20 protein-coding genes and 1 tRNA gene are annotated in these 17,887 nt (G+C 33.8%); 5 read left to right on the plus strand and 16 right to left on the minus strand.

What is annotated here, in order from left to right; all coding sequences use genetic code 11:
* Window positions 1-62: 62 nt before the first annotated feature.
* On the minus strand, window positions 63-827 hold the full coding sequence (locus EV144_RS21855; RefSeq protein ID WP_134151266.1) for an enoyl-CoA hydratase/isomerase family protein: 765 nt from the start codon (window positions 825-827) through the stop codon (window positions 63-65).
* 196 nt (window positions 828-1,023) lie between these two features.
* Here EV144_RS21855 and EV144_RS21865 point away from each other — a divergent pair.
* Together EV144_RS21865 and EV144_RS21870 are read left to right on the plus strand one after the other, a co-directional pair.
* Window positions 1,024-1,097 (plus strand) — tRNA-Ala (locus EV144_RS21865).
* A gap of 124 nt (window positions 1,098-1,221) precedes the next feature.
* A complete protein-coding gene (locus tag EV144_RS21870; protein ID WP_243854731.1) occupies window positions 1,222-1,404 on the plus strand; it encodes a GIY-YIG nuclease family protein in 183 nt (60 codons plus the stop codon).
* Between the two features lie 111 nt (window positions 1,405-1,515).
* On the opposite strand, the gene EV144_RS24240 is transcribed toward EV144_RS21870, so the two are convergent.
* A complete protein-coding gene (locus EV144_RS24240; RefSeq protein ID WP_166670618.1) occupies window positions 1,516-1,692 on the minus strand; it encodes a hypothetical protein in 177 nt (58 codons plus the stop codon).
* Between the two features lie 191 nt (window positions 1,693-1,883).
* Between EV144_RS24240 and EV144_RS21875 the strand changes: the two genes are divergently transcribed.
* Window positions 1,884-2,918, plus strand: coding sequence for an oxidoreductase (locus EV144_RS21875; protein WP_134151267.1), 1,035 nt, complete (start codon window positions 1,884-1,886; stop codon window positions 2,916-2,918).
* A 94-nt stretch (window positions 2,919-3,012) separates the two neighbouring features.
* On the opposite strand, the gene EV144_RS21880 is transcribed toward EV144_RS21875, so the two are convergent.
* From EV144_RS21880 to EV144_RS21890, 3 genes are read right to left on the minus strand one after another with little or no spacing between them, the layout of a single operon-like run.
* Window positions 3,013-3,969: a lipid A deacylase LpxR family protein gene (locus EV144_RS21880; RefSeq protein ID WP_134151268.1), complete on the minus strand. Its 957-nt coding sequence runs from the start codon at window positions 3,967-3,969 to the stop codon at window positions 3,013-3,015.
* The gene (gene mtgA, locus EV144_RS21885; RefSeq protein ID WP_134151269.1) at window positions 3,956-4,723 is read right to left on the minus strand and encodes a monofunctional biosynthetic peptidoglycan transglycosylase; all 768 of its coding nucleotides are present in this window, start codon (window positions 4,721-4,723) and stop codon (window positions 3,956-3,958) included. The genes EV144_RS21880 and mtgA overlap by 14 nt, the downstream gene beginning before the upstream one ends.
* On the minus strand, window positions 4,723-5,835 hold the full coding sequence (locus EV144_RS21890; RefSeq protein ID WP_134151270.1) for an NAD(P)/FAD-dependent oxidoreductase: 1,113 nt from the start codon (window positions 5,833-5,835) through the stop codon (window positions 4,723-4,725). Before EV144_RS21890 ends, mtgA begins: the two co-directional genes overlap by 1 nt.
* 197 nt (window positions 5,836-6,032) lie before the next feature.
* Here EV144_RS21890 and EV144_RS21895 point away from each other — a divergent pair, with 197 nt between their 5' ends.
* The gene (locus EV144_RS21895) at window positions 6,033-7,934 is read left to right on the plus strand and encodes a S9 family peptidase (protein ID WP_134151271.1); all 1,902 of its coding nucleotides are present in this window, start codon (window positions 6,033-6,035) and stop codon (window positions 7,932-7,934) included.
* A gap of 179 nt (window positions 7,935-8,113) precedes the next feature.
* Window positions 8,114-10,555 (plus strand): ATP-binding protein, encoded by a 2,442-nt coding sequence (locus EV144_RS21900; protein WP_134151272.1) that lies wholly within the window; start codon window positions 8,114-8,116, stop codon window positions 10,553-10,555.
* On the opposite strand, the gene EV144_RS21905 is transcribed toward EV144_RS21900, so the two are convergent.
* From EV144_RS21905 to EV144_RS21955, 11 genes are all read right to left on the minus strand, one after another.
* Entirely contained in the window at window positions 10,552-11,898 is a 1,347-nt protein-coding gene (locus EV144_RS21905) for a sigma-54-dependent transcriptional regulator (protein ID WP_134151273.1), read from the minus strand. The genes EV144_RS21900 and EV144_RS21905 overlap by 4 nt on opposite strands.
* A 129-nt stretch (window positions 11,899-12,027) precedes the next feature.
* Window positions 12,028-12,324 (minus strand): hypothetical protein, encoded by a 297-nt coding sequence (locus tag EV144_RS21910; protein ID WP_134151274.1) that lies wholly within the window; start codon window positions 12,322-12,324, stop codon window positions 12,028-12,030.
* Window positions 12,325-12,342: 18 nt separating this feature from the next.
* The gene (locus tag EV144_RS21915) at window positions 12,343-12,639 is read right to left on the minus strand and encodes a PepSY-like domain-containing protein (RefSeq protein WP_134151275.1); all 297 of its coding nucleotides are present in this window, start codon (window positions 12,637-12,639) and stop codon (window positions 12,343-12,345) included.
* A gap of 25 nt (window positions 12,640-12,664) precedes the next feature.
* A complete protein-coding gene (locus EV144_RS21920; protein ID WP_134151276.1) occupies window positions 12,665-12,955 on the minus strand; it encodes a hypothetical protein in 291 nt (96 codons plus the stop codon).
* A gap of 27 nt (window positions 12,956-12,982) precedes the next feature.
* On the minus strand, window positions 12,983-13,279 hold the full coding sequence (locus EV144_RS21925; protein ID WP_134151277.1) for a hypothetical protein: 297 nt from the start codon (window positions 13,277-13,279) through the stop codon (window positions 12,983-12,985).
* A gap of 72 nt (window positions 13,280-13,351) precedes the next feature.
* Window positions 13,352-13,648 carry a hypothetical protein gene (locus EV144_RS21930; protein ID WP_134151278.1) on the minus strand — a complete coding sequence of 99 codons (297 nt, stop codon included), beginning with the start codon at window positions 13,646-13,648 and terminating at the stop codon, window positions 13,352-13,354.
* Between the two features lie 309 nt (window positions 13,649-13,957).
* Complete coding sequence (gene accC, locus EV144_RS21935; protein ID WP_095384645.1) at window positions 13,958-15,304, minus strand: acetyl-CoA carboxylase biotin carboxylase subunit; 1,347 nt, start codon at window positions 15,302-15,304, stop codon at window positions 13,958-13,960.
* A 109-nt stretch (window positions 15,305-15,413) separates the two neighbouring features.
* On the minus strand, window positions 15,414-15,896 hold the full coding sequence (accB, locus tag EV144_RS21940) for an acetyl-CoA carboxylase biotin carboxyl carrier protein (RefSeq protein ID WP_134151279.1): 483 nt from the start codon (window positions 15,894-15,896) through the stop codon (window positions 15,414-15,416).
* 23 nt (window positions 15,897-15,919) lie between these two features.
* A complete protein-coding gene (locus EV144_RS21945) occupies window positions 15,920-16,918 on the minus strand; it encodes a beta-ketoacyl-ACP synthase III (RefSeq protein ID WP_134151280.1) in 999 nt (332 codons plus the stop codon).
* Between the two features lie 173 nt (window positions 16,919-17,091).
* Complete coding sequence (gene rpmF / locus EV144_RS21950) at window positions 17,092-17,286, minus strand: 50S ribosomal protein L32 (protein WP_031455170.1); 195 nt, start codon at window positions 17,284-17,286, stop codon at window positions 17,092-17,094.
* A gap of 9 nt (window positions 17,287-17,295) precedes the next feature.
* Window positions 17,296-17,838, minus strand: a complete 543-nt coding sequence (locus EV144_RS21955; protein ID WP_134151281.1) for a YceD family protein — start codon at window positions 17,836-17,838, stop codon at window positions 17,296-17,298.
* Window positions 17,839-17,887 lie beyond the last annotated feature (49 nt).

The following is a 17,887-nucleotide window of genomic DNA, read 5'->3' on the forward strand; positions in this document are numbered from 1 at the left end:
TCCGAGAAAATCCTTTTAATCCGTAAAATCTGTGTCCAAAAAAATCAACAAGCAGAAAAAATCTACTTCTTGAACTGCGTCAAAGCATTCTTAGCAAAACCAGACAAAACCAATCTTCCCGTAATTGCTGCACGCTCAATCAATAAAGATTCCCAAGTTTCAGTTCCTTCCCAGATTATTTTTTTCATTTCAATCAAGGCTTCAGGATTGTACGAACTTAGTTTTTGAACAAAATTATGAACCGCGCCATCCAATTTATCTGTTTCGTGAATTTCAGCATACAATTTATTAGCCAGCGCCCATTCTGCCGATTTCCATTCCTCAGCAGAAAGGGTCATTTCTGACATTGCTGCTTTACCAATTTTTCTGGAAACTGCAGGTTCAATCACAAACGGACCAATTCCGATTGCCAATTCAGAAAGTTTTATTGCGCTTTCTGGTGTGGCGAAAGCATAATCGCAGGCCGCAATAATTCCGACACCGCCACCAACTGCTTTGCCCTGAACTCTTCCGATAATTATTTTAGAACAATTTCGCATTGCGTTAAGTAAATGTGCAAATCCCGAGAAAAATTCTGTTCCTTGTTCTTCATTTGTTACTGCTAAAAGTTCATCAAACGAAGCGCCGGAACAAAAAGCTCTTGTTCCTTCACTTTTTAAAACAATAACCGTAACTTCTTCGTTTCGACTTAAGGAATTGATTTCTGTTGTAAGACGATCTAATAATTGACGTGGAAAAGAATTACTCGCCGGATGTCCAAATTGTACGGTTGCAACAGTATTTTGAATAGTAGTTTCTAAAGAACCACTTTGATTTTCTAAACTCATAAAAATAGATTTGAATCGTAAAGTTACGGTTTTGGAAAATATTTTCGGTGCAAGCCTTTTGAAATTTGTTTTTTGAGAATTAATTGACTTTATTTGTTAACGCTTTGGGGGATTAGCTCATTTGGCTAGAGTATCCCGATGAAAAATCGGGAGGGTGATAGTTTGAATACGGTATTCTCCACAACAATAAATCTACGGGGGATTAGCTCATTTGGCTAGAGTGCTTGCCTGGCAGGCAAGAGGTGACCGGTTCGAATCCGGTATTCTCCACTAATATTAAAAAAAAATACCCAAACAGATGTTTGGGTATTTTGCGTTTATAAAAGATATGTTTTACGCTTACATTATATATTCAAAAATACTGAACAAGTACTATACAGGCTCCTGCTAAAATATTGAGCAACGTCTTGACGATCATCTCAACAGTAGAAGCAAATTCACAAAATCAGCCAAAGACTGGGAAATTAAATATTTTGAAACCTTTTCATCCAGAAGCGAAGCTTGTAAAAGAGAACTGCAAATCAAAAAAATGAAAAGCAGAAAATATATTGAAAACTTAATAGAAACAAAAGGCTAGAGTATCCCGATGCATCGGGAAGGTGACGGGTTCGAATCCGGTATTCTCCACAAAACAAAAGTCATTGTAAATCTTATTTACAAGGACTTTATATTTATTAGTAATAACTAATTATTTTTCGTTTGCTGCATCTTCAGCATTAACTTCATCTTCGTCAGTTTTTTTAAAATCGTTATTTAATAAATCCGTCAATTTTTCTTTTTCTTTCTGATTTTTTCTAATTGTGATTATAACAATAATTAAAACAATCACAGCTACAACCGCTAATATTACCCAATTGATTTCCATAACTTTAATTTTAAATTAAATATAAAGCTTTCTGACTTTTTACACATTATCAAATAGTTAAGGCTTACATTTTAAATAAAAAACAGAAGAAAGAAAATCATTAATATTTAAGTTGGATTAAAAATTTATGGGCGTTTATGAAAATCTTTCTTACATTTAAATTTTAAAAACATATATCATATAAATAAACTATGAGTATAAAATCACAAACACTATTTGTTGCAATGATGCTTTTAATGCTGGCATGTAATAAAAAGGAATCCGTAAAAAATGATAATCGAACTTTAGCTAACGATAGTATAGTTGAAAATGATACTTTACAAAACGAAAATTTACCCAGAAAAGAAAGTATAAATTTATTTACTCTTACCACAAGAGACAGCAGTGATATTGCGTTTGTTTCGCTTTCGGATATTTATCATTCTAATGAAGAAGGCGCCGACACGCTTATTATGCCGAATATAAAAAAGATGAAAAAAGAAGATGCTGTATATTTTACCTTAGAAAATAAATACCGAAAAAGGTTTCTGTCTCAAACCAATATTTCAGAAACGGATTCTGTATTTGTCTATGATTTTTCTAAAAATAAACTGGCTTCATTTGCTGTTAAAAACCTAAAAACAGCTGCTTTGCTAAACGGTTATACTTCTGAAGAAGAATGGCCTTATGAACCTTACGATTATATGATTGGTTTTGAATTAAGCAAACAATCACTGAAGGGCTTGAGTGATTATTATGCTGACGTATTTGTATATGTAGGCAAAGAAAATCCGTTTACGGGAGAACAATTAACTCCAATTGCCTGGAAAAAAACTACAGCCAACGAATATCCTTCTAAGGCTCTGAAAAAAGAAGATCAAAAAATCTTAAAAAACAAAATCGCCGGAAATGTGTATTCGTTTAAAACAAACGGTTTTGAGTATTTTATTAGGGACTATTTTTCAGACGACAGAAGAGAACCTTTTGCGCACCGTTTGATTGTTCTTGATGCTAAGACAAAAGAGGTAATTATAGAAAAATTATTCAGCGAAAGCGAAGGCACCACTCCTACTCCATTAAACAATGTAAATCCCGACAATATTGTTGAACAATATACGGGCAGGCTTTTTAAAAACAAACCGCCTGTTGTTTTTGGTTTTCTATACGAATCTTTTGGATGTCCGAGCATTGAGCTTATTGATAAATCAAACGAATCTATTTATCTGCAATGTGATAATCGTCATTGATTTTGGTAATTTAAAAAACAAAGCCATTCTAGAACGGAATGGCTTTGTTGTATAATAATAACTTAAAAAGCATTAATAAATAAGTTAAAAAAATCTACTTCAACAAATACCCCAATCGAATAGATCCAAAAAAGTAGCCACTATTCGTATCATGAATTGGATCTTTTAATTCCCTTCCTCGATAAATAAAAGAATAAGATAAATTAAAATTATTGTGTCGGTATTTTAAACCAAATTCGGCATTGAAACGAAGCGGTTCTAAATCAAAAGTTAGCGGACTAGTATCCTTAAACATACTACCTTCTATCGTGGCATCATAAAATTGATAGTTGACACTTGGCATTGCATAAAAGTAAAATTCGCGGACATTAGATTGTGGCTGCGCACTTACCGAAGCGTCATGCAAGTTGGAATCGTAAATTGGCAATAATTTCTTGAAACCTATTCGGGCTAAAAGTCCTGTAGATACGCCTGTAAAAATGGTTCCAAGATTGGCTTCAGACTGAAAGTGAAAATCTATAAAATCATGATGATTGTTTGGAAACAATTTCTTCGAATACATAACATGAGCCTGAACGGCAAATGCGTTATGAATCTGGTTGTCCCAGCCAAAAACTTTTTTATATCCAATTATATGATGGAAACTTTCCTGCGTTTCTCGTCCCAATGCATTTGGGCCAAGAAATCCTAACTGAAAATCAGTTTTTAAAACCGATTCGCTTTGGTAAAAAAAACTTCTGCCGGCTTCGGCAAAAAGATAACCTGCAAAAGGACGGTCGTTTATATCTACAGCCGTTTCGTTTATAAATCTGGGATTGTAAATATATTGTCCGATTCGGAATTCGGTAATTTTTTTGTTGATTTTTTCGTTTTCGTTTTTAGACAAAAACCGATAAAAAAGCTCTAATCCGTTGGTGTAATACATATCGTTTTTAGACGATGTGTATAAATCATTATCAGAAATAAATCCAATTTCTGTGGTTCTTTGTCCAAAAGCAAAAGTCGATATCAAGATCAACACTATTGCAAAGGCGTTTTTATTTTCCTTCATAATTAATTTTTCCAACTGCACGCATTTCACGAACAATTCTTTCTTTGCGTCTGTTGATATAACTTGAAGATCCGGTTGCTTTAAATTTTCTGGGATTTGGCAGAATCGCCGCAATTCCGGCCGCCTGCATTGGGGTTAAACTCGACGCATCTCGCCTGTACCAATGTTGCGTTGCTGCATAAGCGCCGTAAACGCCGTCTCCCATTTCTATGCTGTTTAGGTAAACTTCCATAATTCGTTTTTTACCCCAAATCATTTCGATTAAAACGGTAAAATAAGCTTCTAAACCTTTTCTAAAATAACTTTTTCCCTGCCACAGAAAAACGTTTTTGGCCGTCTGTTGCGAAATTGTACTTCCACCACGAATTCTGCGTCCGCGTTCGTTGCTTTTGTAGGCTTTTTGAAGCGCTTTAAAATCAAAACCATTGTGAGTTAAAAAAGTTCCGTCTTCACTGGCGATAACGGCTTTTTGCAGATTCATCGAAATCTTTTCTATCGGTTCCCAATCGTGATCAAAAAAGACTTCTTTATCACTTGTTTTATTCTCAATGACGCGAATAATCATAAGCGGCGTAAATGGCACCGGAATAAATTTAAAAAGGATTACCGAACCAATCGACAGTCCGAAAAACCATAAAAGACATTTTATTAAAAACCATTTTACTTTTTCTCCAAAAGTTTTATTAGACTTTTTTGGAGCCGTTTTTGGTTTGCTCGCGGCTGGTTTTTTTGGTGCTGGTTTTTTTACTGCCATTATATTAAATCTGCTAATTCTGTTCCTATTAAACTTCCAATTGCTACACCCATTCCGCCCAAACGCACTCCACAAAACACGTTTTCAGACAGTTGAGTTACAACTGGGTTTTTACTATTTCCAACTCCCATAATACCGCTCCAACGATGAGCGATTTGAAATTCTTGGTTTGGTAAAATTACATTTTTAAGTAAATCTTCCAATTTATTTTGCACAATTTTCGTCTGCCCAAATTCTGTTGTAGTTTCGGTTTCAAAATCCAGATTTCGGCCTCCGCCAAGTAAAATTCGGTCGCCTATATTTCTAAAATAATAATAACCGCGATCGAGATGAAAAGTACCTTTTATATCTAAATTTTGGATTGGTTCTGTAATTAAAACCTGCGCTCTTGCAGGCTTTACTGCACCGTTTGTCAAAGTTCCGGCAAATCCGTTTGTCGCAAAGAGTATTTTTTTTGATTTAAAACTAAAATCATTCAAAACAATTTCTACTTCATTTCCTTTATCTAGATAAGAAGTTACGGTTTGCTGGTTCAAAATTAAAATATCTGCGGCAACAGCTTGTTTCAATAATTCCTGCATCATATTTCCGGTATCGATCTGCGCTTCAAACGGATTAAAAATTAAATAATCCTGAATGTTTCCAAAACCAAATCGGTCGGTTTCTTTGGTAAAAACATCGGCTTTAAAAAGTGGTTTTAGAATTTCGTTTATAAATGGAAGTTTAGCCACACATTCGTTAAAACCAAATTCATCTTCTTTCAGAAACAATTCGTAACCGCCGTGAGGTTTAAAATCTATGGCTTGATCGCCCAATCTTTTTCGTAAAAGCTGTAAACCTTTCCAACGTTTTTCTATTAATTGAATTACCTCTTCTTCTGAATGTGTTTTTAGGTCTTCCATAATTTCAGAAATACTTCCGAAACAGGCAAAACCTGCATTTTTGGTACTGGCACCTTGTGGAAGCATTCCCTTTTCTAAAACCAGAATTTTTGCAGCTGGAAATCTTTCGCGTAAGCGTAATCCGGCGTGCAGACCAACAATTCCGCTTCCGACAATGGTATAATCTACATTGCTAAACCAATTTTTGAGTTCCCAGTAACTTAGTTCCATCTTTCGACTTTTTATAAAAATAATGATTTTTTTTAACCATATAAGAAATATAAGTTCATTTAAAAAAAGATTTTTATTCTCTTAAATTTAATATCATGTCGACTCTAATTAAATGAACTTATATTTCTTATATGGTTTAACATTTTGTTGCAAAAATATATTTGTACTTTAGACGCCACAAAAAACAGAATTATAATATGAAAAAAGTAGTAGTAACAACATTAATAATGATGAGTTTAAATGCTATCGGACAGAATCTAATGTCACCCGAATTATTATGGAAATTAGGACGAGTAACGCCACTTGGACTTTCTAAAGATGAAAAAAATGTTGTTTTTAAAGTTTCTACGCCTTCTGTAGCTGAAAACAAATCGAATTCTAAGTTTTATGTTTTGCCGATAACTGGCGGAAATGCAACGGAAGTTAAGGACACTAAAGATTTATTGAAGGACAAAAATGTTTCGCCAGACGGAAAATTTTTAGTTTACAATGAAGAAGTAAAACTTGATAAAGTTTTAGGTAAAGATTTTTACCCAAGTCTTGATAAATCTGACGCACAGATTTATGATGGTTTAGATTACCGTCATTGGGATACTTGGAATGAAGGTAAATTTAACCACGTTTTTTATAAAGAAAACAAAGATGGCGCTGCCGGAATTGATATTTTAAAAGGTGAAATTTTTGATTCTCCGCAGAAACCTTTTGGCGGCGACGAAGATTATATCTGGTCTCCAGACAGCAAAAGTATTTTGTATGTGTGCAAGAAAAAAGCGGGAACGGCTTATGCAGTTTCTACCAACACCAATATTTATGAGTACAATCTTGAGACTCAAAAAACGATAAACAGAACCGAAGATAATTTGGGTTACGATACGGCTCCGCAATTTTCTCCGACAGGAAATCTGACTTGGTTACAAATGAAACGTGACGGTTATGAGGCTGATAAAAACGATCTTATTGTTGAGTTTAAGGGAATGAAAATGAACTTGACTGCAAATTGGGACGGAACTGTAGATCATTTTATCTGGAGTAAAGATGGTAAAAAAGTATATTTTGTAGCCGCAACTGATGGTACAAAACAACTTTTTGAAGTAAATTTTCCGGGATTGACAAAAATCGCGGTTAACGTTCATCAAATAACAAATGGTGATTTTGATGTAAATGATTTGGTTGGTTTTGCTGGTGATGATATTATCGTGACAAGAACAGACATGAACCATGCTGCAGAGATTTTTTCTTATAATTTGAAGAAAAACACTTGGAAACAATTGTCTAATGTAAATACAGAAACTTATAAAACATTAGCATTAGGTAAAATCGAAAAACGTTACGTTACAACTACAGACGGTAAAAAAATGTTGGTTTGGGTAGCTTTACCTCCAAATTTTGATGCTTCAAAAAAATATCCAACTTTATTATTTTGTCAAGGTGGGCCACAAAGTCCACTAACGCAAGCGTATTCTTTCCGTTGGAATTTCTCTTTAATGGCTGCAAAAGGTTATGTAGTTGTTGCGCCAAACCGTCGCGGTATGCCGGGTCATGGTGTTGAATGGAACGAACAAATTAGTAAAGACTGGGGCGGACAAGTTATGGATGACTACCTTTCTGCGATTGATGATGTTGCTAAAGAAAACTACGTTGATAAAAGCCGTTTAGGTTGTGTTGGTGCAAGTTACGGTGGATATTCTGTATTTTATTTAGCTGGAATTCACAAAAACCGTTTCAAAACTTTTATTGCTCACGACGGCGTTTTCAATACAGTAAGTATGTTGGGAACTACAGAAGAAGTTTTCTTTAACAACTGGGATTTTGGTGGCCCTTATTGGGAAAAAGATAATGTTGCGGCTCAAAAAGCATACACCACTTTTAATCCTGCAACTTTGGTTCAGAATTGGAATAAACCAATCTTAATTTTTCAAGGAGGAAAAGATTACCGTGTGCCAATCGGACAAGGACAAGAAGCTTTTCAAGCTGCACAGTTAAGAGGAATCAAAAGCAGATTTGTTTATTTTCCAGATGAAAATCACTGGGTTTTACATCCGCAGAATGCACAAGTTTGGCAAGGTGAATTTTTTAAATGGCTAGACGAAACGTTATAATTTATTTCAGACAAACATAGCAAAACGTAGATTTATTATATAATCTACGGTTTTTTTATGATCTAAAAAGTTGGAATTATGTAAAACTTTGAGTTCTAAATTTGTTAACTAAAGAGATTTTTTAGATAAATTGCGGTTGTTTACAGCAAATAAAAACTTCCAAATTATCACTGCAATTTATGGAAAGCAAAAAAAGTTATACGCCAATTAAAGTACTTATCAGTTATGTTGCCTTACTAGCTTTGGTGGTTACTGTTGGATGGTTTTTATATTCGGAAAATCAGGTTTATAAAAAACTGGAAGATAAGATTGCTTTCGAAAAAACCAAAATTCTTAGAGTAAGTAAATTATTTTCTAATGTTTATAAAACCGAAAGTTTAGCCAGACAAACCATTCAAAATAATTCTGATAAAGATTTCAAGAATTATATTATTGAGTCGGATTCTTTGCGTCTGCGTATTGATACCTTAAAACGAATTGTTACGACACAATATCAGAAGACTTTATTAGACAGTGTTACGTTTTTGCTATCTGAAAAAACCAAAAACATTAAGCAATTAAAAGAAATAAAAAATAAAGCAGATGATGAAGTTTCTGTAAATACGGCGATTGACGAGATTACAAAAATGGAGTTTAATCTGAGAAAATTAGAACTTCAGGATTTTAATAAAAATCCAAATCAACTTGGAGCTTATCAGCGTAATGTTTTACAGAAATATGTAGATTATCTCAACCAAAATATTCCAGATGACAGTACGAATACGTTAAGTAAACGAGCTTCGGATTCTATTTTGGCGAATTCTAAAAAACTGCTGAGTAATGTAAAACTCCGTGCCGAAAAGAAAAAAGAATCGCTGAATTTTGAAGAAAATAAATTACTGCAAAACGAAATGGCAATTTCAGATCAGCTCCGAAAAGTGCTTCGAATAATTGAGCGGGAAATTATCATTAATTCCATCAAAAATAATTCACTTAAAGAAAAATCATTAAAAAGAGTCAACGATATTGTTACTGCATCGGCGATGATTGGCTTATTGCTTACGGTATTTTTCTCTATTTTAATTGTGGTAGATTCTTCCAAATCTCAGTTGTATAAAAAGCAGCTCGAAATTGCGAATTTTAAAACTAAAAATCTGCTAAAAAGCCGTGAACAGTTAATTTCTACAGTCAGTCATGATTTAAAAACGCCGTTGAGCACGATTGTGGGGTATTCTGAACTTTTGGGCAATTCTGATGTTAATACGAAGCAGTCTTATTTTATTAAAAACATCAAAAATTCGTCTGAATATATTACGCAGCTTGTTCAGGATCTATTGGATTTTTCTCAAATAGAAGCCGGGAAAATTTCGATAGAAAAAGTTCCTTTTTTACTTCCCGAAATTATTGAAACTGTTGCTACAAACATTCAAACGGTTTACAAACAAAAAGATATTAAGCTGATTATTAATATTGAAAAAAGACTGAATTCGAGAATTGTTGGCGATCCGTTTCGCTTAAAACAGATTCTTACCAATATTATCGGAAATGCCTATAAATTTACCGAAAGCGGTCATATTAAAATTGAAGCTTTTATTTCTGATGATCCTCGTTTTTTTGCTATAACTATTGAAGATACTGGAATTGGTATTGAAAAAGGAAATCAGAAATTGGTTTTTGAAGAATTTGCGCAAGCGAATGAAAATATAGAAAAACAATATGGTGGCACAGGTTTAGGTTTATCTATCTGCCAGAAAATAATTTCTATTTTAGGTGGTACTTTAAGCCTGGAAAGTACTTTTGGAAAAGGAAGTACTTTTGAGATTGAGCTTCCGTTACTTTTTGACAACAGCAAAAGTGTTGTTGAAGAAGTAAAAAAACCAACTTTTACAAACACCAAAAAACAGACTTTTATTGTTGTTGATGACGACATTAATCTTTTGAATCTGACGAGTGGGGTTTTACGACAAGAAAATCATCAGGTATTGTCTTTTAATAGTGCTCAAAAAGCTTTAGAAGCTGCACAGACTACTCCATTTGATTTTGTTATTACTGATATTCAAATGCCGGAAATAGACGGTTTTCTGTTTTTAGAAAAATTAAAAAATGCACCAAACGGGGTTTATAAAAATCAGCCTGTAATTGCCTTGACGGGGCGTACAGATTTAGATTTTTCTGTTTATTCTAATGCTGGATTTACAACGGTCGTAAAAAAACCATATTCGCCAAAAATATTGTTAGAAACAATTCATCATATTTTAGACAATGATGAAATTCCAAATATTGAAATCAAAGAATTTGAAGACACTAATTCTTCGCAATTGTATTCTTTAGGGACTTTAAATGAGTTTTTAGGAAATGACAACGATGCTGTAAAAGAAGTTTTAAAATCTTTTATTGACAGCAGTATAGAAAGTTTAGGTTTTTTAGAAACCGCTATTGCCGAAAAAAATACGGAAGAAATTAAATCTATTGCACATCGAATTGCGCCAATGTTTAAACAAATTCAGGCGCGCGAAATTGGTGAAATTTTTAAGAAACTTGAAAAAGATGAATATGAAGTTTCTGAAATGCCCAGCGCTTTTTCAACTTTAAAAACCAAAACCGATGCGCTTTTTGCAGCTTTAAAACAGGAATTGGTTTAATCGATATTGTATTGTTTCAATTTATTGTAAAGTGTTTTTCTCGTGATCTTAAGCAATTTTGCCGCTTCTGATTTATTATTCTGTGCTTTAGATAAAGCATGAATAATGGCTTCTTTTTCATTTTCAGATAATGAAAAAGTAGTTCCCGAATTTTGCTGTTTTTGTATCTGGAAAAATTCTGCCGGCAATACATCGCTTTCGATAAAATCTCCTTGCGATAAAAGCGTGGCACGTTTTACGCAGTTTTGTAATTCACGTAAATTTCCCGGCCAATTGTAATTCTGAAAAATAGAAATTACTTCTGGAGAAAATCCGATGATGTCTTTATTTAGTTGCTGATTTGCTTTTTCGAGGAAATAATCGGCAAAAAGCATTAAATCTTCGTCACGATCTTTTAATGACGGAGACTGAATAGAGAATTCGTTGATTCTATGATATAAATCTTCTCTAAAATCGCCGTTTTTTACTGCTTCGCGCAAATCTTCGTTTGTTGCGGTAATGATCCTTATATCGACGTTTATTTCTTTATTGCTTCCTACGGGTTTAATTTTTCGTTCCTGAAGTGCACGCAATAACTGAATTTGGTTTTCGTACGAAAGATTTCCAATTTCATCCAAAAATAAAGTACCGCCGTTTGCAGCTTCAAAATAACCCATTTTGTCGCTGATGGCTCCCGTGAAAGATCCTTTTAAATGTCCAAAAAATTCACTTGCTGCCAATTCTTTTGGAATCGCACCACAATCTACCGCAATGAAATTGTTGTTTTTTCTATTGCTTTGCTGATGAATACTTTTGGCGATAATCTCTTTTCCCGTTCCACTTTCACCAATAATCAAAACTGACATATCGGTTGGGCTAACCAAATGAATGTGATCTAGTAATTTTTTTGAAGCGGTAGAAATTCCTTTTACAAATTCGTTTTCGGCTGTGACTTGTTTTTTCACAGCTTTCTTTTGCTTAACGGGTGCTTCCTCTTCTTCTTTTGGAAGTTGCAACGCATTGGTAATTACCAATAAAACTTCATCTGGATTAAATGGTTTTGAAATGTAATCTGCTGCGCCATTTTTGATTGCTTTTACAGCAGTATTCACATCAGAATATCCAGTCATTAAAACAACAGGGATTTCCGGGTGAGACTCTTTAAATTCAGACATAAGTCCGATACCGTCAGAATCAGGCAAACGAAGATCTGTCAAAATCAAATCAAACGATTCATTTTTGATTGCTGTTCTTGCTTCTGCAGCGGAGAAAGCTATGGTTACTTCGTATGCTTTTTTTATTAGAAATTTCTCTAATAATTTGCAAAACGCAATGTCATCTTCTATCAGTAATATCTTAGGCATCTGCTTTTAGGGTCTTTTTTGCTAAAATAATACTAATAAAATTGTCTTTTCACAAAATTATGCAAAAAAAAAAGGGATTGCTATGAGCAATCCCTTTTTCACCAAAAACATAAATCTAAATTCACCTAATTATATTTTCAACCAGTTTCCATTGACATCTGAGTAAACAGTAGCTTTTTGGTCTTTGACTGATATTTCGAGTTTATACTCTTTTTTTTCGTTTACGTATGCTTTATCTAGTTTTGCTCCAGGATAAGCAGTCTGCAAAGCTGTTTTTACAGCTGCAGGAACAGCATCAGCACTAACTTCTGTGTATTCATTTTGTACAGAAACAGTTACTTCTGTTTTTTCAGGAGTTGTCGTTGTACTTGCGTAAATAGACAAACTTCCCAAAACAATTGCTGTCGATAAGATTAACTTTTTCATAATGCTGATTTTTTATAATTATTTTTTAATGATGTTTCCTGAAGCGTCAGTATATACAACATACTTTTTATCTCCATTAGAAATTTCTAACTTATACTGATTGCTTGCATTTTTATATGCTTTTTCCAACTTTGTATTTGGAAAAGATTTTTCAATTGTTGATTTTACAGCTGCCGGTATAGCATCTGCACCAACTTCAGTAAATTCATCCTGAATAGTTACCGATTGCGTCATCATAGTGACTGCTGGAGTTGTTGCTGCTTGCACTGACAAACCTCCTAAAACAATTGCTGCTGATAAGATTAGCTTTTTCATAATAGTTATAGTTTAATTAGTTAAATTATTTTTTAATAATTTTACCTGAAGCGTCTGTGTATACAATAGATTTCTCTCCACGAACAGTTACTTCAATTTTGTACTCTTTTTTATCGTTTACCCAAGCTTTTTCTAATTTTACACCTGGATATTCATTATCTAGAGATGTTTTAATTGCTGCCGGAACGGCATCAATTTCTTTATATTCGTCTTGTACGTTTACTGATTGAACCGCTTGACTATTTACAACAACATTCTCTGCCTGCATCGACAATGTTCCTAGAACAATTGCTGCCGATAAGATTAACTTTTTCATAATAATAGTTTTTAAGGTTTGTCTTTTTTATTTTTTAATCCAAGTTCCGTCTGCGTTTGCAAAAAGACTTCCTACTTTGTCACCAACAGTCACATCTAATTTGTACTCTGATTTTGCATTTTTGTATGCTTTAGAAAGAACTGCATCCGGGTATGCTTTTTTAAGAGCATCTGTAACTGCTGCAGGAACTTCTTCTACTTTAATTTCAGTGTATTCATCTTGAATTGAAACTGTTTTAACGATTGTATTTGTAATTGGAGAAGTTGAAGCAAATGATGTTAAACCTCCCAAAACGATTGCGGCTGATAGAAATAAATTTTTCATGATAATTATATTTTAATGTAGTTAATTTAATTTTAGTATTCTTTATCTGGATTTTCACAGGAATACTAATTATTATTTTTTAATCCAGGTTCCATCTGCATTAGCAAAAAGATTACCTACTTTGTCACCAACGGTAACGTCTAATTTGTATTCTGATTTCTCGTTTTTATATGCTTTAGTAATTACCGCTTCTGGATATGCTTTTTTCAAAGACTCAGAGATTGCAGCTGGTAATTCTTCGATCTTAATTTCTGTGTATTCGTCTTCAATAGAAATAACTTTTACTACAGTATTTTTAACTGGAGTAGTTGAAGCGAATGAAGTTAAACTTCCTAAAACAATTGCGGCTGATAAAAATAGATTTTTCATAATGTGTATATTTTAATTATTTAATAGTTGTTTTACGCTTTAGGTAATGAAATTATTATGCCGTAATCAAAAACAACTGTGCCAAACTCTCTAAACCCTTATTATAAAAGGCTTAAAGCAAAATACACTGAAAAATCAAAAATGTAGAAAAGTGTTTACTTAAACGAAATAGTGTGTAAAAAGTATACACAAATAGTGTTTACTTGCTAAAAAAATTAGATTTACAAACTCGGTGGTTTTTAAAAACCTGTCGGGTTAACATAAAATATATAAACCAAAAAAGGCTGTCGAAATCGACAGCCTTTATAATTATTCTATTGGATTCATTTTGAAAGTATCCATAAATGCAGTTGTGTAATCTCCTGCAATATATCTTGGATCATCCATTAATTGTCTATGGAAAGGTATTGTAGTTTTTACGCCTTCGATAACAAATTCATCTAAAGCTCTTCGCATTTTGCTGATCGCTTCTTCTCTCGATTGTGCAGTTGTAATTAACTTAGCAATCATCGAATCGTAATTTGGTGGAATTGTATACCCTGAATAAACGTGAGTATCTAAACGTACTCCGTGTCCTCCTGGCATATGAAGCGTAGTAATTTTTCCTGGTGAAGGACGAAAATCATTATATGGATCTTCTGCATTAATACGACATTCTATAGCGTGTAATTCTGGTAAGTAGTTTTTTCCTGAAATCGGAATTCCTGCTGCAACCATAATCTGCTCACGGATCAAGTCATAATCAATAACTTGTTCTGTAATTGGATGCTCTACCTGAATACGTGTATTCATTTCCATGAAATAGAAATTTCTGTGTTTGTCAACCAAAAATTCTACTGTTCCAGCTCCTTCGTATTTAATGAATTCAGCCGCTTTTACAGCCGCTGCTCCCATTGCAGTACGCAATTCGTCTGTCATAAAAGGAGAAGGTGTTTCTTCAGTTAGTTTTTGGTGACGACGTTGTACAGAACAATCTCTTTCAGAAAGGTGACATGCTTTTCCGTAAGAATCTCCAACTACCTGAATTTCGATATGACGTGGTTCTTCAATAAGTTTCTCCATGTACATTCCGTCATTTCCAAAAGCAGCAGCAGCTTCCTGACGTGCACTTTCCCACGCTTTCAAAAGCTCTTCTTCTTTCCAGACAGCACGCATTCCTTTTCCACCACCACCAGCGGTAGCTTTAAGCATAACTGGATAACCAAATTCTTTGGCTAATTTTTGTGTTTGTTCAAAAGATTCTAATAATCCTTCAGAACCTGGTACACAAGGAACTCCTGCAGCTTTCATTGTAGCTTTAGCAGAAGCTTTATCTCCCATTCTATCGATCATTTCAGGAGCAGCACCAATAAATTTGATTCCGTGCTCTTGACAAATTTTTGAGAATTTAGCATTCTCAGAAAGAAAACCGTATCCAGGGTGAATTGCGTCTGCATTTGTAATTTCTGCAGCAGCAATAATATTTGACATTTTCAAATACGATAAGTTACTCGGAGGAGGTCCGATACAAACCGCTTCGTCTGCAAACTTAACATGTAAGCTTTCTGCATCTGCTGTAGAGTAAACTGCTACAGTTTTGATTCCCATTTCTTTACATGTACGAATTACACGAAGTGCAATTTCTCCTCTATTCGCAATTAATATTTTTTTAAACATCTTTTTTTAATTAGATAATTAGACAATTTGATAATTAGATAATTTTAGATGGTTAACAAAACTTAGATGCGAACCATTCTAAAATCTAAAATCTAAAATCTAAATTTATTTATGATGGATCTACTAAGAATAAAGGTTGATCAAATTCTACTGGAGACATATCGTCTACAAGAATTTTTACAATTTTACCTGAAACTTCCGATTCGATTTCGTTGAATAATTTCATTGCTTCAATTACACAAAGAACATCACCTTTTGCAATAGTGCTTCCTACTTCTGTAAATACAGGTTTGTCTGGAGATGGTTTTCTATAAAAAGTTCCAATGATTGGAGATTTTATAGTAATATATTTAGAATCGTTAGCAGCTGGTGCTTCTGGCGTTACATTTACAACTGTTGGAGCAGTAACTTGCGGCACCGCCTGAGGTAATGCTTGCTGAGCAGGCAATTGCTGTACATAAGTTGCTTCTGTTACATTTGTTTCCAAAGTTGTTCTAATCGTGATTTTTACATCATCCATTTCTAACTTAACCTCTGCAACTCCCGAATTTGCAACAAATTTGATTAGGTTTTGAATTTCTTTTAAATCCATAATGATTCGTTTTTAGTTTTAATTTATTTCTTATCGTAAGCCCATTTTAGGTAAATAGATCCCCAAGTGAATCCACCACCAAAAGCGGCAAAAATAACATTATCTCCCTTTTTAAGTAAGTGTTCAAAATCAGCTAATACTAATGGTAAAGTTCCCGAAGTAGTATTACCGTATCTTTCGATATTTACCAATACTTTAGATTCATCAAGATCTAATCTTCCGGCAGTAGCATCAATAATACGTTTGTTTGCCTGATGCGGTACTAACCAGCTTACATCTTCTTTAGTTAAATTATTTCTTTGTAAAATCAATTCGCTTGCATCTGCCATATTGGTAACTGCGTATTTAAATACTGTTTTACCATCTTGCATAATGTTATGCTGTCTGTTTTTTACGGTCTCTTCAGAAACAGGAATTAGAGAACCACCGGCAGGAATTTTAAGAAAATCGCGTCCTACACCATCGCTTCTTAGATATTCATCTTGTAAGCCTAAGCCTTCATAATTTGGTTCGAATAAAACGGCACCCGCTCCATCTCCAAAAATAATACAAGTTGCTCTATCTGTATAATCTACAATTGATGACATTTTATCTGCACCAATTAATAATACTTTTTTATAACGGCCAGACTGCACGTATGCAGCAGCAGTAGACATTCCATACAAGAAACTTGAGCATGCAGCCTGCAAATCGTATGCGAATGCATTTACAGCTCCAATTTCTGTAGCAACGTAAACTCCTGTAGCAGCCACCATCATATCTGGTGTTGCTGTTGCCATTATTACCATATCAATCTCTAAAGGATCAATGTTGGCTTTTGCTATCAAATCTTGTGCAGCTTTTATAGCAAGATAAGATGTTCCTTTATCAGCATCTTTAAGAATTCTTCTTTCTTTAATACCGGTACGAGTGGTAATCCATTCGTCATTGGTATCAACCATTGTTTCTAATACTTTGTTTGAAAGTACGAAGTCAGGAACGTATCCTCCAACAGCGGTAATTGCGGCTGTGATTGTATTCATTATATTCTATTATTTCCTTTCGAATACGGCGTATCCGAAAAATTTTTAAAAGACTTGAAAATTACAAAAAAAAACGAAGCGAATTTGTCTATATTTTCCTAAAAAACAAAAATTATTACCAACAAAAAAAACTCTCACTATGTGAGAGTTCCAGTATAATTTACAAAAACGTATTAAGCAACCGCTTCAGATTTATCGATAACAACTTGCCCTCTGTAATACATTTTACCTTCATGCCAGTAAGCTCTGTGGTATAAATGTGCTTCTCCAGTGATTGGACATGTAGCGATTTGAGCTACAGTAGCTTTATAATGTGTTCTTCTCTTATCTCTTCTTGTTTTCGAGATTTTTCTCTTAGGATGTGCCATTTTACTATATTATTTATCCGTTAATAGTTTCTTTAATTTTTCCCAACGCGGGTCAATATCTTCTTCTTCTTTATTCTCAACTTTCTCTTCTTTGACTCTTAATTCATTTAGCTTTGTTAAAGCTTCTGTCTGCAGAGTCCCATCTTTAACTCCAGGATGAACTCTTTTTTGCGGTACAGAAAGAGCAATCATTTCGTAGATGTATTGTGCTACATCTATCTCAAACTCTCCGTGAGGCAAGATCAGCAGTTCTTCATTATCATTGTTAAATTCGTCTCCAAAACGAACAATCAATTTCATTTTGCCTTTTAACGGAAGATCAAAATCTTCTCCAGTTAGATCACAAGGTACATTTACTGTTCCTTTATGTTTAAAATCTAACTCCAGCATTGTGCTTTTCTTATCTAAAACTAAGTTTACTTTGATATCCGAACTTTGAAATTCGTCATACTCAAAGTTCTCAAAGAACTTATTATTTACCTGATACTCAAAATGGTGTTTTCCTAGTTTTAACCCTACGAAAGGAATTAAAAATTCTTTTGTTTTGCTCATTTCAACATCAATTTGATCCATCCAGATCTGAAAACAGATATCTGAATTG

The sequence above is a fragment of the Flavobacterium sp. 270 genome (assembly GCF_004368785.1).
In the GTDB taxonomy this organism is placed as follows: domain Bacteria; phylum Bacteroidota; class Bacteroidia; order Flavobacteriales; family Flavobacteriaceae; genus Flavobacterium.

Excerpts from the sequence above, each read along its gene's own strand:
- EV144_RS21855 (WP_134151266.1), bottom strand. The coding sequence starts at position 827 with ATGAGTTTAGAAAATCAAAGTGGTTCTTTAGAAACTACTATTCAAAAT.
- EV144_RS24240 (WP_166670618.1), bottom strand. The coding sequence starts at position 1,692 with ATGGAAATCAATTGGGTAATATTAGCGGTTGTAGCTGTGATTGTTTTA.
- EV144_RS21875 (WP_134151267.1), top strand. The coding sequence starts at position 1,884 with ATGAGTATAAAATCACAAACACTATTTGTTGCAATGATGCTTTTAATG.
- EV144_RS21880 (WP_134151268.1), bottom strand. The coding sequence starts at position 3,969 with ATGAAGGAAAATAAAAACGCCTTTGCAATAGTGTTGATCTTGATATCG.
- mtgA (WP_134151269.1), bottom strand. The coding sequence starts at position 4,723 with ATGGCAGTAAAAAAACCAGCACCAAAAAAACCAGCCGCGAGCAAACCA.
- EV144_RS21890 (WP_134151270.1), bottom strand. The coding sequence starts at position 5,835 with ATGGAACTAAGTTACTGGGAACTCAAAAATTGGTTTAGCAATGTAGAT.
- EV144_RS21895 (WP_134151271.1), top strand. The coding sequence starts at position 6,033 with ATGAAAAAAGTAGTAGTAACAACATTAATAATGATGAGTTTAAATGCT.
- EV144_RS21900 (WP_134151272.1), top strand. The coding sequence starts at position 8,114 with ATGGAAAGCAAAAAAAGTTATACGCCAATTAAAGTACTTATCAGTTAT.
- EV144_RS21905 (WP_134151273.1), bottom strand. The coding sequence starts at position 11,898 with ATGCCTAAGATATTACTGATAGAAGATGACATTGCGTTTTGCAAATTA.
- EV144_RS21910 (WP_134151274.1), bottom strand. The coding sequence starts at position 12,324 with ATGAAAAAGTTAATCTTATCGACAGCAATTGTTTTGGGAAGTTTGTCT.
- EV144_RS21915 (WP_134151275.1), bottom strand. The coding sequence starts at position 12,639 with ATGAAAAAGCTAATCTTATCAGCAGCAATTGTTTTAGGAGGTTTGTCA.
- EV144_RS21920 (WP_134151276.1), bottom strand. The coding sequence starts at position 12,955 with ATGAAAAAGTTAATCTTATCGGCAGCAATTGTTCTAGGAACATTGTCG.
- EV144_RS21925 (WP_134151277.1), bottom strand. The coding sequence starts at position 13,279 with ATGAAAAATTTATTTCTATCAGCCGCAATCGTTTTGGGAGGTTTAACA.
- EV144_RS21930 (WP_134151278.1), bottom strand. The coding sequence starts at position 13,648 with ATGAAAAATCTATTTTTATCAGCCGCAATTGTTTTAGGAAGTTTAACT.
- accC (WP_095384645.1), bottom strand. The coding sequence starts at position 15,304 with ATGTTTAAAAAAATATTAATTGCGAATAGAGGAGAAATTGCACTTCGT.
- accB (WP_134151279.1), bottom strand. The coding sequence starts at position 15,896 with ATGGATTTAAAAGAAATTCAAAACCTAATCAAATTTGTTGCAAATTCG.
- EV144_RS21945 (WP_134151280.1), bottom strand. The coding sequence starts at position 16,918 with ATGAATACAATCACAGCCGCAATTACCGCTGTTGGAGGATACGTTCCT.
- rpmF (WP_031455170.1), bottom strand. The coding sequence starts at position 17,286 with ATGGCACATCCTAAGAGAAAAATCTCGAAAACAAGAAGAGATAAGAGA.
- EV144_RS21955 (WP_134151281.1), bottom strand. The coding sequence starts at position 17,838 with ATGAGCAAAACAAAAGAATTTTTAATTCCTTTCGTAGGGTTAAAACTA.